This window comes from Marinobacter sediminicola (genome assembly GCF_031157525.1).
In the GTDB taxonomy this organism is placed as follows: domain Bacteria; phylum Pseudomonadota; class Gammaproteobacteria; order Pseudomonadales; family Oleiphilaceae; genus Marinobacter; species Marinobacter sediminicola.
The window spans coordinates 197,996-217,117 of the sequence record NZ_JAVIXR010000005.1 but is presented as its reverse complement, the minus strand read 5'-3'; the positions used below and the strand labels follow the sequence as shown (position 1 = coordinate 217,117).

16 protein-coding genes are annotated in these 19,122 nt (G+C 55.0%); 6 read left to right on the top strand and 10 right to left on the bottom strand.

The window, feature by feature from the left end:
* Positions 1-66: 66 nt before the first annotated feature.
* Positions 67-1,182 carry an efflux RND transporter periplasmic adaptor subunit gene (locus RG807_RS09770; protein ID WP_309044748.1) on the top strand — a complete coding sequence of 372 codons (1,116 nt, stop codon included), beginning with the start codon at positions 67-69 and terminating at the stop codon, positions 1,180-1,182.
* Complete coding sequence (locus RG807_RS09765) at positions 1,182-4,259, top strand: efflux RND transporter permease subunit (RefSeq protein WP_309044747.1); 3,078 nt, start codon at positions 1,182-1,184, stop codon at positions 4,257-4,259. Before RG807_RS09770 ends, RG807_RS09765 begins: the two co-directional genes overlap by 1 nt.
* A 110-nt stretch (positions 4,260-4,369) precedes the next feature.
* On the opposite strand, the gene RG807_RS09760 is transcribed toward RG807_RS09765, so the two are convergent.
* Entirely contained in the window at positions 4,370-6,058 is a 1,689-nt protein-coding gene (locus RG807_RS09760) for a putative bifunctional diguanylate cyclase/phosphodiesterase (RefSeq protein WP_309044746.1), read from the bottom strand.
* A 191-nt stretch (positions 6,059-6,249) separates the two neighbouring features.
* Here RG807_RS09760 and RG807_RS09755 point away from each other — a divergent pair, with 191 nt between their 5' ends.
* From RG807_RS09755 to RG807_RS09740, 4 genes are all read left to right on the top strand, one after another.
* Positions 6,250-6,564 (top strand): DUF3301 domain-containing protein, encoded by a 315-nt coding sequence (locus tag RG807_RS09755; RefSeq protein ID WP_298452559.1) that lies wholly within the window; start codon positions 6,250-6,252, stop codon positions 6,562-6,564.
* A gap of 116 nt (positions 6,565-6,680) precedes the next feature.
* Positions 6,681-8,021, top strand: a complete 1,341-nt coding sequence (locus RG807_RS09750; RefSeq protein ID WP_309044745.1) for a substrate-binding domain-containing protein — start codon at positions 6,681-6,683, stop codon at positions 8,019-8,021.
* Between the two features lie 100 nt (positions 8,022-8,121).
* Positions 8,122-9,417 carry a pyridoxal phosphate-dependent aminotransferase gene (locus RG807_RS09745; RefSeq protein WP_309044744.1) on the top strand — a complete coding sequence of 432 codons (1,296 nt, stop codon included), beginning with the start codon at positions 8,122-8,124 and terminating at the stop codon, positions 9,415-9,417.
* Between the two features lie 56 nt (positions 9,418-9,473).
* On the top strand, positions 9,474-10,298 hold the full coding sequence (locus tag RG807_RS09740) for an inositol monophosphatase family protein (RefSeq protein ID WP_309044743.1): 825 nt from the start codon (positions 9,474-9,476) through the stop codon (positions 10,296-10,298).
* Positions 10,299-10,301: 3 nt separating this feature from the next.
* On the opposite strand, the gene slmA is transcribed toward RG807_RS09740, so the two are convergent.
* The 9 genes from slmA to RG807_RS09695 all read right to left on the bottom strand — a co-directional run bounded on the left by slmA (position 10,302) and on the right by RG807_RS09695 (position 18,857).
* Entirely contained in the window at positions 10,302-10,892 is a 591-nt protein-coding gene (gene slmA, locus RG807_RS09735) for a nucleoid occlusion factor SlmA (RefSeq protein ID WP_353962125.1), read from the bottom strand.
* Between the two features lie 34 nt (positions 10,893-10,926).
* Positions 10,927-11,736: a thiazole synthase gene (locus tag RG807_RS09730; RefSeq protein WP_309044741.1), complete on the bottom strand. Its 810-nt coding sequence runs from the start codon at positions 11,734-11,736 to the stop codon at positions 10,927-10,929.
* A gap of 85 nt (positions 11,737-11,821) precedes the next feature.
* A complete protein-coding gene (gene thiS / locus RG807_RS09725; RefSeq protein ID WP_309044740.1) occupies positions 11,822-12,022 on the bottom strand; it encodes a sulfur carrier protein ThiS in 201 nt (66 codons plus the stop codon).
* Positions 12,023-12,029: 7 nt separating this feature from the next.
* On the bottom strand, positions 12,030-12,404 hold the full coding sequence (locus RG807_RS09720) for a DUF423 domain-containing protein (RefSeq protein ID WP_309044771.1): 375 nt from the start codon (positions 12,402-12,404) through the stop codon (positions 12,030-12,032).
* A 43-nt stretch (positions 12,405-12,447) separates the two neighbouring features.
* On the bottom strand, positions 12,448-13,248 hold the full coding sequence (locus RG807_RS09715) for a symmetrical bis(5'-nucleosyl)-tetraphosphatase (protein ID WP_309044739.1): 801 nt from the start codon (positions 13,246-13,248) through the stop codon (positions 12,448-12,450).
* The gene (gene rsmA, locus RG807_RS09710) at positions 13,241-14,104 is read right to left on the bottom strand and encodes a 16S rRNA (adenine(1518)-N(6)/adenine(1519)-N(6))-dimethyltransferase RsmA (protein WP_309044738.1); all 864 of its coding nucleotides are present in this window, start codon (positions 14,102-14,104) and stop codon (positions 13,241-13,243) included. The genes RG807_RS09715 and rsmA overlap by 8 nt, the downstream gene beginning before the upstream one ends.
* A complete protein-coding gene (gene pdxA / locus RG807_RS09705; protein ID WP_309044737.1) occupies positions 14,101-15,126 on the bottom strand; it encodes a 4-hydroxythreonine-4-phosphate dehydrogenase PdxA in 1,026 nt (341 codons plus the stop codon). Before pdxA ends, rsmA begins: the two co-directional genes overlap by 4 nt.
* Positions 15,126-16,481, bottom strand: a complete 1,356-nt coding sequence (locus tag RG807_RS09700) for a peptidylprolyl isomerase (protein WP_309044736.1) — start codon at positions 16,479-16,481, stop codon at positions 15,126-15,128. Before RG807_RS09700 ends, pdxA begins: the two co-directional genes overlap by 1 nt.
* Positions 16,482-16,556: 75 nt before the next feature.
* On the bottom strand, positions 16,557-18,857 hold the full coding sequence (locus RG807_RS09695) for an LPS-assembly protein LptD (RefSeq protein WP_309044770.1): 2,301 nt from the start codon (positions 18,855-18,857) through the stop codon (positions 16,557-16,559).
* Positions 18,858-19,122 lie beyond the last annotated feature (265 nt).

The window sequence follows — 19,122 nt, the reverse complement described above, 5'->3', positions numbered from 1 at the left end:
GCATGCTATGTTTTGTCGCGAATCAATCCTTCCCGCATCCAAACAGAGATTTCCAGGACCAGACTTATGCGCACTGCTTCCCGCTTCCTGATTGCAATTATTTTCCTCGGTGTGGTGCTTGGTGGCATCTTCGGCTACAAGTTTTATCAATTTGGCCAAATGGGTGAAATGCTCTCCCAGCCTCAACCACCCGCGGAGATATCCGCTACCAAGGCTCGCACTGAGCAATGGACACCCTCTATCAAGGCTGTAGGCAGCATAAAGGCTGTTAACGGCATCGAAGTGGCAAACGAGGTGCCCGGCGTCATCGAGAAGATTAATTTTGAGTCCGGCGACACTGTCAAGCAAGGCGATATTCTTATTCGCCTGAACGCCTCGATCATAGAAGCTTCCGTGCGCACCCGCCGAGCCGAAGCACAATTGGCCGAGCAGGAATTCAAGCGCATTTCCGATCTGCTACCAAAGCGCGCTGTTTCCCAGGCCCAGTATGACGAGTCCAAGGCAAACTTTGACGCGGCCCAGGCCCGCGTTAATGAAACTGAAGCACAGCTGAGCAAAAAGGTCATCCGTGCACCTTTCGACGGCACATTGGGTATTCGCATGGTAGACCAAGGCCAATACGTTCCCACGGGCACGCCCATCGTCGAAATCAACATGCTTGATCCGATCTACGTGGATTTCACGCTTTCTGAGAAGAACCTGCAAAGCGTTGCCCGGGGTTACGATGTTTCCGCGACAGTTGCCGCTGTGCCGCAACAGGAGTTCAAGGGCAAAGTCAGTGCCATCAACACGTCCGTCAACCCGGAAACACGCACTGTGCGCGTACGCGCCACTCTGGACAACCCACAAAAACTGTTACGCCCGGGTATGTTCGCAACCATTCAAACCCTTCAGCCAGACGATAGAGACGTGGTTACCATACCGCTCACTGCGATCTCCTATAACACCTATGGCGACTTCGTATTTGTTATTGAAGAAAACGACGAAGGTGATTTGATCGTTAATCGCCGTTCTGTCGAAACCGGCGAAACCAGGGATACGCAGGTCGCTATTACTTCCGGCCTTGAAGCCGGTGAGCAAGTGGTTTCCAAAGGATTGCTGAGACTCCGTGCCGGCCAGCGGGTCACCATTCAGGATGACGAAAATGGCGAACAGAAGCAGCCGCAGGAGGCATCTGAGTAATGCGATTCACTGACATTTTCGTCCATCGTCCCGTATTGGCGACGGTGGTTAGCCTTCTTATTCTACTGCTCGGCGTTCGGGCAGCCATGGAAATGGAAATCCGGCAGTACCCGGAGCTTGAGAGCACCACCGTTACGGTAACGACGGCCTATCCCGGAGCCAGCTCAGACCTGATCAAAGGCTTTATCACCACGCCTTTGCAGCAGGCTATTGCTGAAGCCAGTGGCATCGACTACCTGACATCTACCAGTTCTCAGGGCCTTTCCACCATCCAGGCCAAAATGAACCTGAACTACGACGCTAACGCCGCACTGGCAGAAATACAGGCAAAAGTGGCCAGTCAGCGTAACGTTTTACCTGCGGAAGCTCAGGATCCGGTTATCACCTCCACAACAGGTGACTCAACGGCACTGATGTACATCGCCTTCTACAGTGAGGATCTCGATGTTCCGCAGATTACCGATTACCTGACACGGGTTGTTCAGCCCAGAATCCAGGCTTTAGCCGGCGTTGGTAAAGCAAACATACTGGGTAGCCCCTTTGCACTGCGGATCTGGCTTGATCCAGAGCGCCTGGCCGCCGTGGATATGACGCCTACGGAAGTCGTCGCAAAACTGCGAGCTAACAACTACCAGGCCGCCGTCGGTAATACCAAGGGCACCTATACCGAAATCAGTATGACCAGTGACACAGATGTGTCTGACCCGAACGAGTTCCGGAATCTGGTTGTCAAGGAAAAAAGCGGCACCCAGATTCGCCTTCAGGATATTGCACGGGTAGAGCTGGGCTCTCAAACCTACGACAAGCTGGCACTGTACAAAGGCAAGCAGGCCACGTTTGTAGCAGTTGATCTTGCACCCGGTGCAAACCCTCTGACGGTAGCCGGACTGGTTAAAGACGATCTGCCAGATATCGAAAGCCAGCTGCCTGCGGGTATGAATGTTCGGCTCGCATATGACGCGTCTGATTTTATTGAAGACTCTATCAACGAAGTTATTCGCACCCTGATTGAAGCCATGGGCATCGTGCTCGTGGTCGTATTCTTGTGCCTGGGCTCCATTCGGGCATCCATTGTGCCCTCGGTCGCGGTACCACTATCGCTGATCGGTGGTGCGTTTATCATGTTGATGTTCGGGTTCTCGTTGAACCTGCTCACCTTGTTGTCCATGGTTCTCGCCATCGGTCTGGTGGTAGACGACGCCATTATCATGGTGGAAAACATCCACAGGCACATTGCGGAAGGTGAGTCACGATTTGACGCCGCGCTACATGGCGCACGGGAAATGGCGGTGCCCATTATTGCCATGACCACCACGCTGGTTGCTGTGTATGCGCCCATCGGTTTTATGGGCGGTCTTGTAGGCTCGCTCTTTACCGAGTTTGCGTTCACCTTGGCGGGCACGGTTGTGATTTCGGGCATCATTGCACTGACACTCTCACCCATGCTGTCTGGCATGGTGCTCAAGCCCCACGGCAACCCCGGCAAGTTCGAAACTCTGGTTGAAAACACGTTCAACAGCATTTCCTCCGGCTACAAAGCCATTCTCGGCTCGTTGATGCAAACCAAGTCAGTGGTCGTGTTCTTTGCGCTGGTGGTGCTGGGCTCGATTTACTTCATGGTGATGATGAGCCAGAACGAGCTGGCCCCAACGGAAGATCAGGGCATTCTTTTCTATCAGGGCCTCGCCCCCCAAACAGCGACTATGAAGTATCTGACCGAGCACGGCAGCGAAGTGCAGAACCGCATTGCGACGGTACCAGGCTATCAGGAAGACTTCATGATCATCGGCATCACTGCCCCCAACGCGGTGTTTGGCGGTTTCAAAATGGAGCCCTGGAGCAAGCGGGATATCTCCCAGTTTGAAGTACAGCCGCAATTGGATGCCGAACTGAAACATGTAACTGGCCTGCAAACTGCGGCATTCGCAATGCCTGCACTGCCTGGGTCAGGTGGTGGGTTGCCCTTCCAGTTTGTTGTCACTACCGGTAGTAGCTACGAGCAACTCGACCAAGTGGCCGATGAGCTGCTAGGCAAGGCAATGGGTAGCGGTAACTTCATGTTCCTGAAAAAATCCATCAACTTTGATCGCCCGGTTACGCGCATCAAAGTGGATCGCGACCGGGTCGCCGACCTGGGGCTCTCTATGCAAGACGTAGGGCAGTCACTTTCAAGCATGCTAGGCGGTGGCTATATCAACCGCTTCAGCATGGAAGGCAGGTCTTACCAGGTTATTCCTCAGGTGGATCAGGAGTTCCGGTTGGATGAGCAGGCACTCAATGATTACTATATCCGTTCAGGCAAGGGCGACCTTGTGCCGCTGGGCAGCGTTGTAAGCTTTGAACACAGTGTAGAGCCCTCAGACCGCACCCAGTTCAACCAGCAGAACTCCCTGACACTGGAAGGTGTTGTTATGCCAGGCGTTTCTGCGGGTGCAGCCATGGACTATATTGAAGCAACTGCGGATGAAGTATTCCCGCAAGGCTTCACCTACGACTACACTGGCCAAAGCCGACAGTTGGCAAATCAGGGGAGTGCGTTGATTGTAACCTTCTTCCTGTCGCTGCTGGTTATCTATCTGGTGCTTGCCGCGCAGTTCGAAAGCTGGAGAGATCCAATCATCATTCTGGTCTCTGTGCCTATGTCCGTTGCGGGCGCCATGGCGTTTATCGTGCTTGGTTACGCAACCATGAACATCTACACGCAGGTCGGCTTGATTACCTTGATCGGGGTGGTCTCGAAAAACGGCATACTGATTGTAGAGTTTGCCAACCTGCTGCAGAGGGATAAGGGCTTGAACAAGGTGGAGGCGGTTATTGAAGCAGCTGCCATTCGCTTGCGGCCAATCATCATGACGTCATTGGCGTTGATTTTTGCCATGGTGCCATTGCTCATTGCAGCGGGTCCTGGCGCCGAGAGCCGGTTTGCTATTGGTCTGACGATCACCGCTGGCCTTGGTATAGGCACTCTGTTCACGATCTTCGTACTGCCCGCGTTCTACATTTTGCTGGCTCGCGATCACCACGAAGGGAAAGAAGAGCAGGACGTTAGCCCAAAGCCGTTACCCGCGAATTCGTAACGGGTAGCGGATAAGGTTGAAAAAACCGGCTCACTGAATGGTGAGCCGGTTTTTTTATGAGCACAATTTGATCACGAGAGAGCGGCAATGCCGTCGGTGGCAGCTACAACTCAACCCGTGCTATTACGATAGGGATCAGAAATCATGTCTTGTAGTTGCTGCCAGCGCTGGGGCCGAGCCATCAAAAAGCCCTGCCCGCGCTGACACCTCAACTCGCATAGTTCCTGATACTGTTCCTGAGTTTCGATGCCTTCTGCGACAACCTCAAGACCCAGGGCCTCCGCTATTCCGAGGATCGCCGTTACAATCTGCGAGCCACCACCTTGACCACCAAGACGGCTAATGAATTGGCGATCAATTTTCAGAACTTGCACTGGAAGGTTTTGCAGATAAGCCAGTGATGAGTAACCGGTTCCAAAATCATCAATCGCTATCCCCACGCCCTGCTCCTGAAACGCTCTCAGTATTTTCAGACTTTGCTCAGAGAGGTTCATTACGTGGGTCTCTGTGATCTCTATTTCCGGGCGCCAACCGAGCTCACGAATACGATCAAACAATGGACCAATCGCTACACCCAGCCGCGCATCCGTGATCTGGCGGGCAGATATGTTGATTGCAAGGCCACACTGGCCCTGCAAGGGCGGAGGTGCCTCGCGCAAATCCGCCATAATCCCTCGCACCAACTGATAGGTGATCTCATGGATCTGGCCACGGCGTTCTGCCAAAGGAATAAAATCGCCAGGGGACACCGCTCCAAATTCAGGGTGTTGCCAGCGCAACAAAGCCTCAACGCCCACAATCTGACCTGAGCAGAGGTCGTACTGCGGCTGGTACACAACATGGAACTCATCCGATGCGGTTTTAAGAGAGACTGTCAGAGCTTCCGAGAGCTCATGCTCACGGCGGCCCTTCTCATCGTCTGCCTCGCTGTATATGCGATAACAGGAACGCCCTGCCAGCTTCGCCATATGCATGGCACGATCTGCATTTTGCAAAAGTTCTGTACCAATTTCCCCGTGTACCGGATATACCGCTGCCCCTGCAGATGCTGAAATGAAGCATTCGCGGTCGCCAACAATCACAGGTGCACGGAATGCCTGGATCAAGCGCTCGCATAATTCATGCAACATGTCGTATTCCTGAAGCTCCACAATGACGGCAAATTCGTCACCTGAAAGCCGGGCCACTATGTCATCCTTGCCCACCACGCTCTGAATACAACTTGCCGCCTGCTTTAACACCCCATCGCCACGCTCATGCCCATGCAGGCTATTGATCATCTTGAAAAAATCCAGATTCACAAACAGAACGGCGAAGCTGGTATCACCACGCGAGCGCCGGCTGACGCGAGCGTTTAAAAACTCCTTGAATAACGAGCGGTTGGGCAGTTCCGTAAGCGGATCATAATAAGCAAGTGACGCCAGGCGCTCATCTGCCCCGCCTCTCTCCCCCATATCCATAAACATTCCGACATAAACCTGCTGGCCTCTGTCTTCCATGGCATAAATGCTGAGCCACTGCGGGTAGTCTTCACCGCTTTTCTTCCGGTTCCAGATCAAGCCTTCCCAGCGCTCACCATTGGCCAGAGACTGCCACATCTCACGGTAGAACTCAGGCGTATGGAGCCCGGAACTCAAAACAGAAGGGGTCTTCCCCACCACCTCGTCAGACTGATAGCCGGTGATAGTATGGAACATGTGGTTTACATAGGTAATTCTGGGCTCTTTAGTGGCAATCATGATTGCGCGTGGATACTGCGCAACTAAAGCCTCAAAATCGTGGGGTTGCTCAATCGGCATAAATCACATGCTCCTGGTACTTCTAGTCCACAATGGTCTCATCTGCGCACCAATCAGTACAGCGGGGCGCCGCCCGCTGCAGGCCCGTGTTCGATCAAAACCATAGTAATTCCCCATGCCCCCACAATTAAGATAGGCTAAACTCTAATCCGTTACACAATTCGGAAAGCTGTCACTATCGTGCTGTTATCATGACTCTAGGAACACTGTTCTGGCTTTTTACCGCTGGCTTTGCCATCTGGTACTGGTGGCGAGCCAAGGCCATTAAGGACTCGGTGCTCCAGGCCGCTCACCGCTACTGCAAAACCATGGACGTCATGCTGCTTGACGATGCTATCTATCTGCGCGGCATCTGGTTCAAACGGGATGACCAAGGCCAGCTCCGCGTTTGGCGGCGCTTTATGTTCGATTTCACATCCACGGGCGAAGAGCGCTATAGCGGACGGATTATCATGCTTGGCCCGCGCATATTGCAAATGGAACTGGACCCTCACCGCTTTTCCTGACGCTCCTGAATTGGCCCCCTATTATTACAACCACCCACTCCCACTGAAACATTCCTGTAATAGTTTTGTAGCATTCTTCGTGCAACGCTAACTATCTGTTGCTATGAGGCTTTCCGATGATTCAACTCCGCCGACGCCATCTGCAGCGCACCCTTCTGGGAGTGCTCTACCTGCTTTCTATTGTCAATGCACCTGCCAGCCACGCCGAAGATATGGAGATTCACGGCTCCAATACCATTGGCGCAGAACTCGCCCCCATGCTTGTTGAAGGTTTCCTGAAAAGCCGTGGTCAAGGCCCTGTAGGCTCCTTTAGCAACGGGACGGATAACGAGAAACTTCTGATCGGCAATCAGGATGGCTCCGCACTTCGAATTCTGGTTGCCGCCCACGGCTCCAGTACAGGATTCAAGGCGCTGCAAACCCAAACTGCAGATGTGTGGGCCTCATCACGCCCTGTCAAACCAGCAGAAGTGCAGCAAATGGCGGGGCACGCTAACCTGAAGAGCATTGAAAGCGAGCATGTAATTGCCATTGATGGCCTCGCGGTGCTGGTTCACCCGTCAAATCAGATTAACCAGCTGGATACCAACACTCTGGCCAAGGTATTTTCGGGTGAAATCAGTAACTGGTCCGAGGTCGGCGGCGCCGATCTGCCCATTACCCTGTACGCACGGGATGACCGCTCCGGAACCTGGGACACCTTCAAGAGCCTGGTTCTGGGCAAGCAATACCCGCTCCACGCATCGGCCAGACGCTACGAATCGAACGACCAGCTTTCTGACGATGTGAGTGTCGACCCGGGCGGCATTGGATTCTCCGGGCTGGCTTCGGTACGCAGCAGCAAGCTGCTGGCAATCGCAGATGGTGAGGCACCCGCATTGAAGCCCTCCAGGCTGACCGTGGCCAGCGAAGACTACCCGCTGGCCAGACGCCTTTTCATGTACACATCTGGTGATAACGCAGCCGCCATAGTGAAAGACTTCGTGGATTTCGCGTTGAGTGCCGAAGGCCAGACTATCGTCTCCAGGTCGGGGTTTGTTTCCCAGAACCCACTCGCGATCAAACCCGATTTGGACGACAGCACCCCAGCCACCTTCAAGTTGCTGACACACAACTACAGCCGGCTGACCGTCAACTTCCGGTTCTCGGAGGGACGCACCAAACTGGACAATAAGGCGCAAAGAGATTTAAGGCGAGTGGCTGAATTCCTGATCAGGGAAAACCGCAGCCCCGATGACCTGATGCTGATCGGCTTCGCCGACCAACAAACTAACGAGCTGAGAGCACAGATGATCTCGGAATTACGAGCCCTTTCAGTGCGCAAAGCTCTGCACAACTTAAACGTTCTTGATGTCAGCTACACCGGCTACGGGCACTACATGCCGGTGGGCACTTCAGGAGGTGAAAGCGGCCAACTGCGAAACGGGCGAGTAGAGGTATGGGTTCGCGACCGCTAAGTGACGCTATGCTTCGGCAATCACCTATCCTTATAGCACCCACAGATATGTTTGGGTTTCCTATACTGTCGGGGCCACTCCCAACCAACAGACTGAGACAATGGACATCCATAACGACCAGCGCTTTGCGATTAACCTGAACGTTCGAGGCATACAGCCTTCCGCCACGCTTCGGATCAACGAGCTAAGCAACCAGCTCAAATCCGAAGGCAAGGACATCATCAAGCTCGGGCTCGGGCAATCCCCCTTTCCAGTCCCCCAGCGCGTAGTGGATGCGCTGAAAGAGCACGCCCACGAAAAGGACTACTTGCCGGTCAAGGGCTTGAAAAGCCTGCGTGAATCCATTGCCGGATATATCAACCGCAGCGAGCGCATGCGATGTACCTGGGAAGACGTATTGATCGGCCCAGGCTCCAAGGAGCTGTTGTTCATATTGCAACTGGCCTACTACGGCGACCTGCTCATCCCACGCCCGAGCTGGGTTTCCTACGCACCCCAGGCACGCATCATCGGCCGTTCAGTACACTGGCTACCGACCCATGCAGAAAACAACTGGCAGCTCACCGCTGAAGAGTTGGACATCATTTGCCGGGACGACGCTTCGCGCCCGCGTATTCTGATTCTCAACTACCCGTCCAACCCAACCGGGTGTACCTACACAGACGACCAGTTGCTGGCCATTGCCAATGTGGCCAGAAAATACCGGCTCATCCTCCTCTCCGACGAGATCTACGGCGAAGTGCACTTCGAAGGAAAGCACAAATCCATCGCCCGCTACTACCCGGAGGGCACCATTATCAGCACTGGTCTGAGCAAGTGGGCGGGCGCCGGAGGCTGGCGACTGGGCACCTTCATCTTCCCGAAGGAGCTGCGCGCCCTGCAGGACGCCATGGCCATCATCGCCAGCGAAACCTACACGTCCACCAGCGCGCCCACTCAATATGCTGCGATTACCGCGTTTGACGGTGGCGATGATATTGAGGAATACCTCAAACAGTCCCGCCGCGTGCTGAAAGTGGTGGGTGAGTACATACACACCCGTCTGAGCGCCATGGGCGCGGTTGTGCAAAAGCCCGAAGGTGCATTCTATGTGTTCCCGGATTTCTCCAACTTCCGGGACGAGCTTGCAAGAAAAGACATCAAAACCAGCCAGGCGTTTTGCCAGTCTTTGCTGGAGAGCACCGGCGTGGCCATTCTGCCAGCCAGTGACTTCGGGTTTGCTCCCGATCACTTGGGCGCGCGCCTGGCGTTCGTCGACTTTGACGGTGCTGGTGCCCTGCAGTTGGCCGGTGAGGATCAGGCCGATCAAGAGTTGGGGGATGACTTCATCGAGAAAGCCTGCCCTCGCCTGGTGAAGGCTATGGACAAGATGGAAGCCTGGCTGAACAGCCTCTGATCAAGCCGTGGTAGACTGGCGCCCTCACTCTTCAGAGAAGTTTTAAAGGGGGCGCCATGTCTGATTCTGTTTCCCTGCGGGACATTACCGATTTCGCAGAAGATCTGGCTATTGAAGCCGGAGAGCTGATTCGTCGGGAGCGTGACAACAACACCCTCCGTACTGAATACAAATACCAGGCTGAGTTAGTGACCCACGCCGACATCATGGCCGATGAGTTCATCACCAGCGCCATTCAGAAACGCTTCCCGGATCATCGAATTCTGTCAGAGGAAAACACTCCGGACCTCAGCCAGGCCGAGAACCTCGAAACACCTCTTTGGATTGTTGACCCGATTGATGGCACCGTAAACTACGCCTACGGACATCCGCAGGTTGCTGTGTCCATTGCCTACGCAGAAAACGGCCGCGTGCAGGCCGGCGTGGTACATGCACCTTTCCCCGGCGAAACCTTCCGCGCAACCCGCGGCGACGGTGCCACGCTCAACAGTAATCCGATTTCCCACAGCGGTGCGACGGTTCCACGGGATTCTCTGTTTGCAACGGGTTTTCCTTACACCAAAGACAACCTGGCTCCTCTGGTTAACCGTCTGAACGCGATGATCCATGAGTGCCGCGACCTGCGCCGCATTGGTTCGGCTGCCCTGGACATCTGCTGGGTAGCCTGCGGCCGATTGGATATCTACTACGAAAACGTCAGCCCCTGGGATTTTGCCGCCGCACGCCTGATTGCACTGGAAGCCGGCGCCACAGCCGGCCACTTCAGCGAAGTGCCCGACGGTTATCCGGCCGACCTTTGGGGGCGCGACATTCTGATATCGGCGCCTGCTATCTGGGAGCCCATACGCCAGATTCTTCGCTCTGCTTCTGGCTACGAATGAGGCTTATTCAGGCCAAATAGCCTCAGCAACCAAGTCCCAACTTTCGTCAAAATCAGCTGTGGGCAATCGGGAGAACGATGAGCGTACAAATCGCTGAATGCGGCCCTCCATGAACACCAGAACAAAGTCCGCACCCCGGGTAGCACTGGTGCGTGGCCGCAAGCCCTGACGAATCTCGCCTTCTTTCAGGGTTTGCCGTACCTGGGTTTCCAGGCGCTCGAAAAACTGGGAAGCACGCTTGCGCAATGCCTCGTTTTCGCCGATCAGCGCATCGCCCGTGAGAACACAACACAAACCCGGATTACGTTCGGCAAACACCAAAACCAGATGCGCCAACTGCTGCAATCGCACGCGCACATCGTCCTGCTCCTGCAGGATTACCTGACAGCGGGAAAACACCGCATCTTCCGCAAACTCCAGAAGCGCTTCAAACATCTTCCGCTTACTGGGAAAATGGCGGTACAACGCCGCCTCAGTCACACCAACGGATTTAGCGAGAACAGACGTGGTGATTCTGGCTCCGGGGTCCTTTTCCAGGAGCTCCAAAAGGGCGTGGAGGATTGCCTCCCGGCGACTGGGCTTCTGATCGCTTATGGCCATACTGCAGCGCTCTTAATCAGAATAGAAATTAAAAGAAAGTGCCATCAAGGGGCGAGGATGCACTTGCGTAGAGCTTTTTGGGCATCCGGCCTGCCAGATAAGCTTCTCGGCCAGCGTCAATCGCCAGGCGCATGGCATTGGCCATCTTGATCGGGTTTCTGGCTTGAGCAATGGCAGTGTTCATCAGAACACCGTCGCAACCCAACTCCATGGCAATAGTAGCGTCGGAGGCTGTACCTACACCCGCATCTACTAACACCGGAACCTTGGCATTTTCGACAATCAACCGGATGTTGTAACGGTTCTGAATGCCCAACCCGGAGCCAATAGGTGCGCCCAGAGGCATTACGGCAATACAGCCCATTTCCTCAAGAATCGTGGCCAGCAATGGGTCGTCTGAGCAGTAAACCATCACTTTGAAGCCGTCTTTAATCAGCGCTTCCGCGGCCGCCAAGGTTTCCGGCATGTTCGGGTACAGGGTTTTGTGCTCACCCAGCACTTCCAGTTTGACCAGATCGCGACCGTCGAGAAGTTCCCGTGCCAGTTTGCAGGTACGCACTGCGTCTTTGGCGGTATAACAACCGGCCGTGTTGGGCAGGATGGTGAAGCTGTCCGGGGAAATCACATCCAGAAGATTGGGCTCATCCGGATTCTGGCCCAGGTTCGTACGGCGAACCGCCACGGTTACAATTTCAGCACCACTCGCTTCAATAGCACGGCCTGTTTCCGCCAGGTCGCGGTATTTCCCGGTGCCAACCAGCAATCGCGACTGGTAAATGCGACCAGCAATTTCAAGCGGTTTATCTTCGGGCAGGAGGATTTCTGGTGTGTCGGTCATAGTGTTTCCGGGTTGGTAAAACGTAAGGATGTAATCTTATGAGAATGCATATCACAGCCAGGCTTCCAGCCCAGCCAGATGGGGATTAGCCGCCCCCGATGGCGTGTACCACCTCAACGCGATCTCCGTCGTTAAGGGTAAACTCGACGTGCTGGCTGCGAGGCACTATGTCCTCATTTACTTCCACTGCCAGCCGTTTGCCAGTCAGTGCCATTTCTTCTAACAATGATGAAACGGTGGCACCTTTTGTGAGTACCTTGGCTTCGCCATTTACCTGAACCTGCATAACGCTCCTAACCTCTCTCTTGATTCGTTTGCTGGCCCACGCCAGCGGTCAGCAACAATATCCAGCCGATCATAAAACAGACACCGCCCATAGGCGTAACCGGGCCAACCCAGCGTATGTCAGTCAGCACCAGTGTATACAAGCTGCCGCTGAACAACAGAATGCCCGCCACAAAAAAGCCTGCGGCCAGCCCGAGCAACCGCCGTGAAAGCCCAAAGCCTGTCAGCAAAGCAACCAACACCAACGCGATGGCGTGATACATCTGGTAGGTAACCGCCGTCTGGAAAACATCCAGGCTGCGCTCGCTCGCCAGGTTACGCAGGCCATGCGCACCAAACGCCCCGGCCATCACAGCCGTGAGCGCAAAGAAGGCTCCGATCATAATAGGCAGACGCATAAGGCCAGAGGTATATGGCTTTGCCGATTCAGCAATCACAGTGGATTTTCTCTCCAGTATCCAGGTTCATCATGGTGAGCGCTCCGCCCCAAACGCAGCCAGTATCCAGACCTATAAAGCGGTCTTTGCCTGTTTCACCTTCAATCGCAGCCCAGTGGCCGAAAATCACGCGCAAGTCATCCGTGCGGGGGAATTCAAACCAGGGGGCATAGCCCTCGGGCGCGCTGCCAACAGACTCTTTAGCGGTGAGCTCAAGTCTGCCATCCTGGGCAATAAAACGCATTCGGGTGAAATAGTTGGTGATCACCCGCCAGCGATCCATGCCTGTCAGGTCTTCATTCCAGCCTTCCGGCTGGTTTCCGTACATCAGCGCAAAGTATTCCCCGGCCTGCTCCCCGCGAATCACCTCTTCCACTTCCCGTGCGCTGGTCAGGGCCTGCTGAATGCTCCAGATGTGGGGCACTCCCGCATGGGCCATAATGAGGTTACGTTCAGGGTCATGCACACACAGGTGCTGCTGTCGCAGCCAGCCCAAGAGCTTATCGCGATCGGGTGCCTTCAGGATTCCCTTGAGCGTATCCTTGCGCTTTGGCTCATGGCCACCAAGGGCCAAAGCCAATAGGTGCAGGTCGTGATTGCCGAGAACCACCACTGCAGAATCGCCCAGGCTTTCGATGTAACGAAGCGTTTTAAGTGAGGAAGGGCCACGATTAATCAGATCACCTGCCACCCATAGGCGATCACGGGAAGGCGAAAAATCCACCTTCGCCAAGACGTCCTGCAAACGGTCATAACAGCCCTGAATATCGCCTATGGCGTAATCAGTCATGGCTATCTCCGCTTAAGTCTCCTGCATCATTTTCGCCGGTCTGGACACCCGGTGGATCAATGCCTTTTTCAGTGACCAGTAAGTCCGCAATGCTCACAAAATCCGCCAGGCTGAGATTTTCGGGCCTAAGGCCATCATTGATACCCAGAGCCTGTAACTGCTCTACCGTCACCATGCCAGCCAAGGCCTTACGCAAGGTTTTCCGGCGAGCATTAAATGCGGTTCGTACCACCGCCTGCAATGTGACGAGATCCTTGGCCGGATGCGGCAGTTCCTTATGGGGAACCAGCCGCACAATGGCGGAATCCACTTTTGGCGCAGGGCGGAATGCACCGGGGCCCACTTCAAACAAAGGCTGAACCTTGCAGAAATACTGGGTCATGATCCCCAGCCGGCCATAATTATTATCGCCGGGTACAGCGCCCATACGTTGCACCACTTCTTTCTGCAGCATGAAGTGCATGTCTTGCACCACACCCGACTGGGCCAGCAGATGGAAAATCAGCGGCGTAGAGATGTTGTAGGGCAAGTTGCCAATAATGCGCAGAGGCTTCTCATCCACAAGCTGGTTGAAATCGAACTTGAGCGCGTCAGCTTCGTGAATGCGGAATTCCGGGTAGTTGAAAAACTTGGTGCGCAGCACAGGGATCAGGTCACGATCCAACTCCACAACCTGCAGTTTTGGATTAACCGCCAGAATTTCCTCGGTGATCGCTCCGAGGCCGGGGCCAATTTCAACAATGGCATCGTCCGGCTTTGGGTGAATGGCGCGAACAATGCGTTCAATGACGCCCGGATCGTGAAGGAAGTTCTGGCCAAACCGTTTTCTGGCCTGATGTCCGGCTTTTTTACTCACTCAGATGTCTCTTTGTTGGGGGCTTTGCGATTCGCAGATTTGAGGGAGCGAGCCATTTGCCCGCCCACCCGGATAGCCGTGTACAGACTGCCGGAATCTGCCTTGCCTGTACCGGCAAGATCCAGAGCAGTGCCGTGATCCACCGATGTGCGCACAATGGGCAAACCCAGAGTAATGTTTACAGCACGCCCAAAACCCTGAAACTTGAGCACAGGCAGGCCCTGATCGTGGTACATAGCCAGAGCTGCATCGGCATCATCAAGCCAATGCGGTGTGAACAGTGTATCTGCCGGTAGCGGACCGATCAGCTGCATGCCTTCAGAGCGAAGCTTCTCAAGCGTTGGTTCGATAACGTCAATTTCTTCCCGGCCAAGATGGCCGCCTTCCCCGGCGTGGGGGTTCAGGCCGGCAACGAGAATTCTTGGTTTCTCAATGCCGAAAAACTTTTTCAGGTCGGCATTCAGAATGGTCGCGACTTGAGTAATCCGTTCCGGCGTAACCGCGGCGGATACGTCCTTCAGGGGTAAGTGAGTTGTTACCAACGCCACTCGCAGCTCTTCTGTGGCGAGCATCATGACCACTCGCTCAACCTCGCAGAGCTCCTGCAGGAATTCGGTATGGCCACTGAATGCAATTCCGGCTTCGTTGATGATGCCTTTGTGAACGGGCGCAGTAACCATGCCATCAAAATCACCTGCAAGGCAGCCCTTAGCGGCAATCTTGAGGGTTTCCAGCACATAGTGACTGTTGGCAACATCCAGTTTGCCCGCATGAAACGATGCACAACCCTCAACATGCAACACCGAAAGCTCACCCGCATCTTTTTTTGGTGCCATGCCGGGCTGCCAAGGATGCAGATCAACGTTGAGGCCCAGAAGCCGGGCCCGAGCCTCCAGCAGTGGCAAGCTGGCGACAACCACCACACCGGCATCACACGGTGCTGCCGCCAGTTGCAAGCATAGCTCGGGGCCTATGCCGGCAGGCTCACCCGCCGTGAGGGCCAGTACAACCTCATCGCTCATTATTCCGCAGCTTCCTGAGACTCACCGGCCTCTTCTTCCGTAGTGTCGGTTGCATACTCTCCTTTTAGCTCAACAAAGGCTTCATCCCGGATTTCCCGGAGCCAGTTTTGCAACTCGGAGTCGAATTTGCGGCGATAGATAGTCTGGCGCGCCTCCGCCTCTTTCACTTCAACACTGATGTCTTTCTGGCGACGCTCTTCAACCAAAAGGATGTGCCAACCAAACTGCGAGCGGAACGGCCCTTTGAACTCACCAACTTCGGCTTCCTGCATGGCTTGCTCAAAGGCTGGCACCATTTGCCCGGGGCTTACCCAGTCAAGATTGCCGCCGTCAGAACCGGACACGGGGTCGTCTGAATACTGTTTTGCCAACGCGGCGAAATCAGCACCGTCCTGCAGCTGCTGAAAGAGATCCCGAATAGTGGCTTCCGCCTCTGCATCCGTTACCGCTCCAGAAGGCCGAATCAGGATATGGCGCACAAGGTTCTGCTGTATGACCTGCTTCTGGGCACCACCGCGCTTGTCCATCACCATAACCATATGGAAGCCGCTGTTGTTCTCGAGAACCTCCGAGGGCACGCCTACTTCAAGCGCTGGCACAACCGGCGCAACCAGTGATGGTAACTGGCGCTCGGCACGCCAACCCATATCTCCGCCTTCAAGAGCGTTGCTGGCATCGGATTCCGCAACGGCCACTTCACGGAAATCGCGACCGTTCACTATGGCAGTGCGGAGTGCTTCAGCTTTCTCGCGGGTAGCATCTACCGCGGCATCATCAGCGGGGTTATCCAGTTCGATAAAAATATAGGCCAGTCGATATTCCGCGTCGTTCCCGCCGCCGGATTCCAGCGCCAGAAGATAGTTCTCAACCTCCCTGTCTGTTACACGAATACGGTTGCCAACCTGCCGTTGCTGAACGCGACCTGAGAGCATTTCCTGACGAATCTGTTCCCGTGCCTGGCGGTAACTTACGCCTTCCGCTGCCAGCTGGTTCTCAAACTCGGTCAGGCTCATACCGTTATTCTTGGCAATGTTGGCCAGGGTTTCGTTCAGCTCGTTATCACTGATGCGCATGCCCATTTTATCGGCCATCTGCAACTGAACAGACTCGGTAATCAACTGCTCAAGAACCCGTTCCTCAAGAAGGCGACGTGGAGGCAAGCCTGTGCCTTGAGCCGCCAGACGACCGGTAATGGTGCTGACTCGCGCCTCCAGCTCGGATTGAAGAACCACATCGTCATCCACGATAGCAACCACTTGGTCGAGCAGCTTACGCTCAGCCTGAACCGAAAAAGACAGCGCCACTGCCAACAGCATCAGCAGTGTCTGAAAACCTTGGCGAATCGTCGCCTTCATAATCACCTCATAATGAAGAAATAAGCCTGCGGATAAGGTACCGGAATGGCACAGTTGCCGTCAGGGCAAAACGAATCAGCGGGTTCCGAAACGGCGCTGCTCGCGCTCATCGAACCCATATATAGCTTCAGAGATCGACGAAGAGGACCCGCCACTGCCACCCAGGCCTTTTAGCTGAATCTGGAACAGTATACGGCTGTCCAGCTGCTGATCATCTGTCAGGTAATTCTGGTGAACCACCTGAACACTCCAGCAGCAATTGTTGTACTCGATCCCTGCCAAAGAGCCGACGGTACGATCGAGATCCGAATCGTACACCCAGCGGCCGATCAGACTAACACGGTCTGTTGCCGGGAGAACCGCCGCAATATCAGACTGGTCCAGCTCCCCTTTGCTGTAAGTATGGCCAACACTCGCCAGATACCGGTAGTCCTGCGAATGGAAGATCAGCTGGCTGCGACCCTCTTCCGTATCACCGGTTTCAGGATCCCAGAGCCCCGAAGACCGGATTTGCAAGTTCTGCAAAGGATTCAACACCACCTCTCCGGCAAGCGGCGAACGGCTGCGATCACTTCCGCCTTCACCAAACAGCGTCACCTCACGATCCTCGAAGTACTGAACCTGACCAATGCTGAAGCGAGCCCGTTCCGCGCCGGTAAGCAAATCGTTGAACCGGCTGGTCAACGCCACGGTGAGCTGGTTGGCTTCGCCTACCCGGTCGCCGCCCACAAAACGATCAGGCTGGAACAGTTGCTCAAAGCGAAAGGTCTGCACTGCGGTATCAAACGACGGGATGTAGTTCTGATCTGCTTCTGCATCAGCCCAGGCGTAATACAGCCGGGGCTCAAGGGTCTGGTTGTAGGGCACATCAAACAGATTAGTCTGGCGATCAAAATACAGGCCGTTGTCCCACTCCACCACAGGCACCGTGCGGTCGAACCCTTCCGTTCCGGCGCTATAATCTTCCAGCTCGTAGCGGGTGTAGTCCAGGCTCACCGATGGGCGGCTATAACCCCATAGGGCGCGCATTGGTAATGCCAATTCTGGCCGTGCACGAAAGCGCTGACCATTCGCTTTGTCGAGCCCCGTCAGCGTATCGTTGTCGCGATAGAACCAGGTGTACTGGCTCTCCAGACCGGCCTCAAACAAGCCGGCTTTGGCGGTTCCGGCATACACAACATCCGGCAGCTGAGCGTATGGCCTATCCGCTTGGGCAATTCGGTCGCTGACGGTCTGATAATCATTGAGATACACATCAAAATACTGGTTTGGCCCCTGATAGCGCACGCCTCCAATACGCTGCAGGTGCGTGGCCTGATTTATTGCCAGACTACGGTTCAGGTCGCTCAGATAGTCTTCATCACTGACCACAGAAAAATCGCCATAGCCGTTCCAGCCACTCCCAAACTCTGCCCGGGTGGACGCATCCAACGCCCAGCGCTGGCCGGATTCGTCAGGGTTGTCATCTGCATAGGCCGAATCGTTATCTATATATCCCACCTGCAAGGTAGTCTCGCCAAGCCCACTGAGGTATCGGCCTTCCACCTCATTGAACAACCCGCGGCCATGGATGTACTGCGGCGTGAACGTAGCATCGTAATGGGGTGCCAGATTCAGGTAATAAGGCGTGGCAATGTATGCACCACTACCTGCGCTGGAGGAACCAAACTGCGGGTACAGAAAACCCGTTTTGCGTCGGTCATCAATGGGGAAGCTGGCGTAGGGCCAATAAAACACCGGAACATCCAGAACCTCCAGGCGAACGTGCTTGGCGGTTCCAAAGCCTTCGGTCTGATCCAGCTCGATTTCGGAGGCCACAATCGCCCAGTCGTTTTTCTGCGGGCCACAGGTGGTGAGCATGCCGTCGTGAATTTCTACCCGGGAATCATCCACCCGGGAAAGGCTTCCGGCACTGCCCCGCATTTCCGGACCATGCAGCAGAAAGGTCGCCGTATTGATATCGAATCGCCCGGAATCCACGCTGTATTCGGCGCGCTCGCCGGTCAATAAAAAGCCTTCGCCACGGCTCACCAAGGGGCCTTCAATCGTAAGCTGGCCGGCACTCTGGCTGTACCGCGCCTCAGAACCGGTCACCCGGAAGTTGCCTTGGCGCACCTTTACATCGCCTTGCAGATACAGCTCGCTGTCAATTTCATAACGGGCATTCAGGCCGCTGGCTTGCAGGGCCTCAGCCTCATCCGCGCTACCTCCAAAAACGGCCGAACCGTTTTCGTCGCCACCCGATGGCAAATACCCACCTGAGCAAAAGGTTGGCAATGAATTCCTGACCGCATCCGGGAGCTGATTTTTTGGGCGCCAATCCAGCTCTGCCGCAGACGGAGCAAGCGCCTCAGCAGACACTCCGGTTGCTGACATCAGGGCAAGCCCCGCAAACAGGCTCGCACACCGGCGTTGCAATGTGCCTTTCTGCGCCTGCAGATAGCTGTCGGACATTGGCACGGTAGCAAGGTTCCTGTTCCAGATGCGTGAAGGCGTGTGAATAGCGCAACAGGGCATCTAAACACACACAACAGCGGCCTAGTTTACACGTGCCCCGGAGGCTTGTTAACGGAAACGGGGCCGGATAAGCGAAACTCCGCTGCAAATCCGGCTTAGCCTCTTTATACTCCTTCCAAAGGAG

Bases quoted from the DNA above. Each gene is read 5' to 3' on its own strand.
- RG807_RS09770 (WP_309044748.1), top strand. From the start codon at position 67: ATGCGCACTGCTTCCCGCTTCCTGATTGCAATTATTTTCCTCGGTGTG.
- RG807_RS09765 (WP_309044747.1), top strand. From the start codon at position 1,182: ATGCGATTCACTGACATTTTCGTCCATCGTCCCGTATTGGCGACGGTG.
- RG807_RS09760 (WP_309044746.1), bottom strand. From the start codon at position 6,058: ATGCCGATTGAGCAACCCCACGATTTTGAGGCTTTAGTTGCGCAGTAT.
- RG807_RS09755 (WP_298452559.1), top strand. From the start codon at position 6,250: ATGACTCTAGGAACACTGTTCTGGCTTTTTACCGCTGGCTTTGCCATC.
- RG807_RS09750 (WP_309044745.1), top strand. From the start codon at position 6,681: ATGATTCAACTCCGCCGACGCCATCTGCAGCGCACCCTTCTGGGAGTG.
- RG807_RS09745 (WP_309044744.1), top strand. From the start codon at position 8,122: ATGGACATCCATAACGACCAGCGCTTTGCGATTAACCTGAACGTTCGA.
- RG807_RS09740 (WP_309044743.1), top strand. From the start codon at position 9,474: ATGTCTGATTCTGTTTCCCTGCGGGACATTACCGATTTCGCAGAAGAT.
- RG807_RS09730 (WP_309044741.1), bottom strand. From the start codon at position 11,736: ATGACCGACACACCAGAAATCCTCCTGCCCGAAGATAAACCGCTTGAA.
- thiS (WP_309044740.1), bottom strand. From the start codon at position 12,022: ATGCAGGTTCAGGTAAATGGCGAAGCCAAGGTACTCACAAAAGGTGCC.
- RG807_RS09720 (WP_309044771.1), bottom strand. From the start codon at position 12,404: ATGATCGGAGCCTTCTTTGCGCTCACGGCTGTGATGGCCGGGGCGTTT.
- RG807_RS09715 (WP_309044739.1), bottom strand. From the start codon at position 13,248: ATGACTGATTACGCCATAGGCGATATTCAGGGCTGTTATGACCGTTTG.
- pdxA (WP_309044737.1), bottom strand. From the start codon at position 15,126: ATGAGCGATGAGGTTGTACTGGCCCTCACGGCGGGTGAGCCTGCCGGC.
- RG807_RS09700 (WP_309044736.1), bottom strand. From the start codon at position 16,481: ATGAAGGCGACGATTCGCCAAGGTTTTCAGACACTGCTGATGCTGTTG.
- RG807_RS09695 (WP_309044770.1), bottom strand. From the start codon at position 18,857: ATGTCAGCAACCGGAGTGTCTGCTGAGGCGCTTGCTCCGTCTGCGGCA.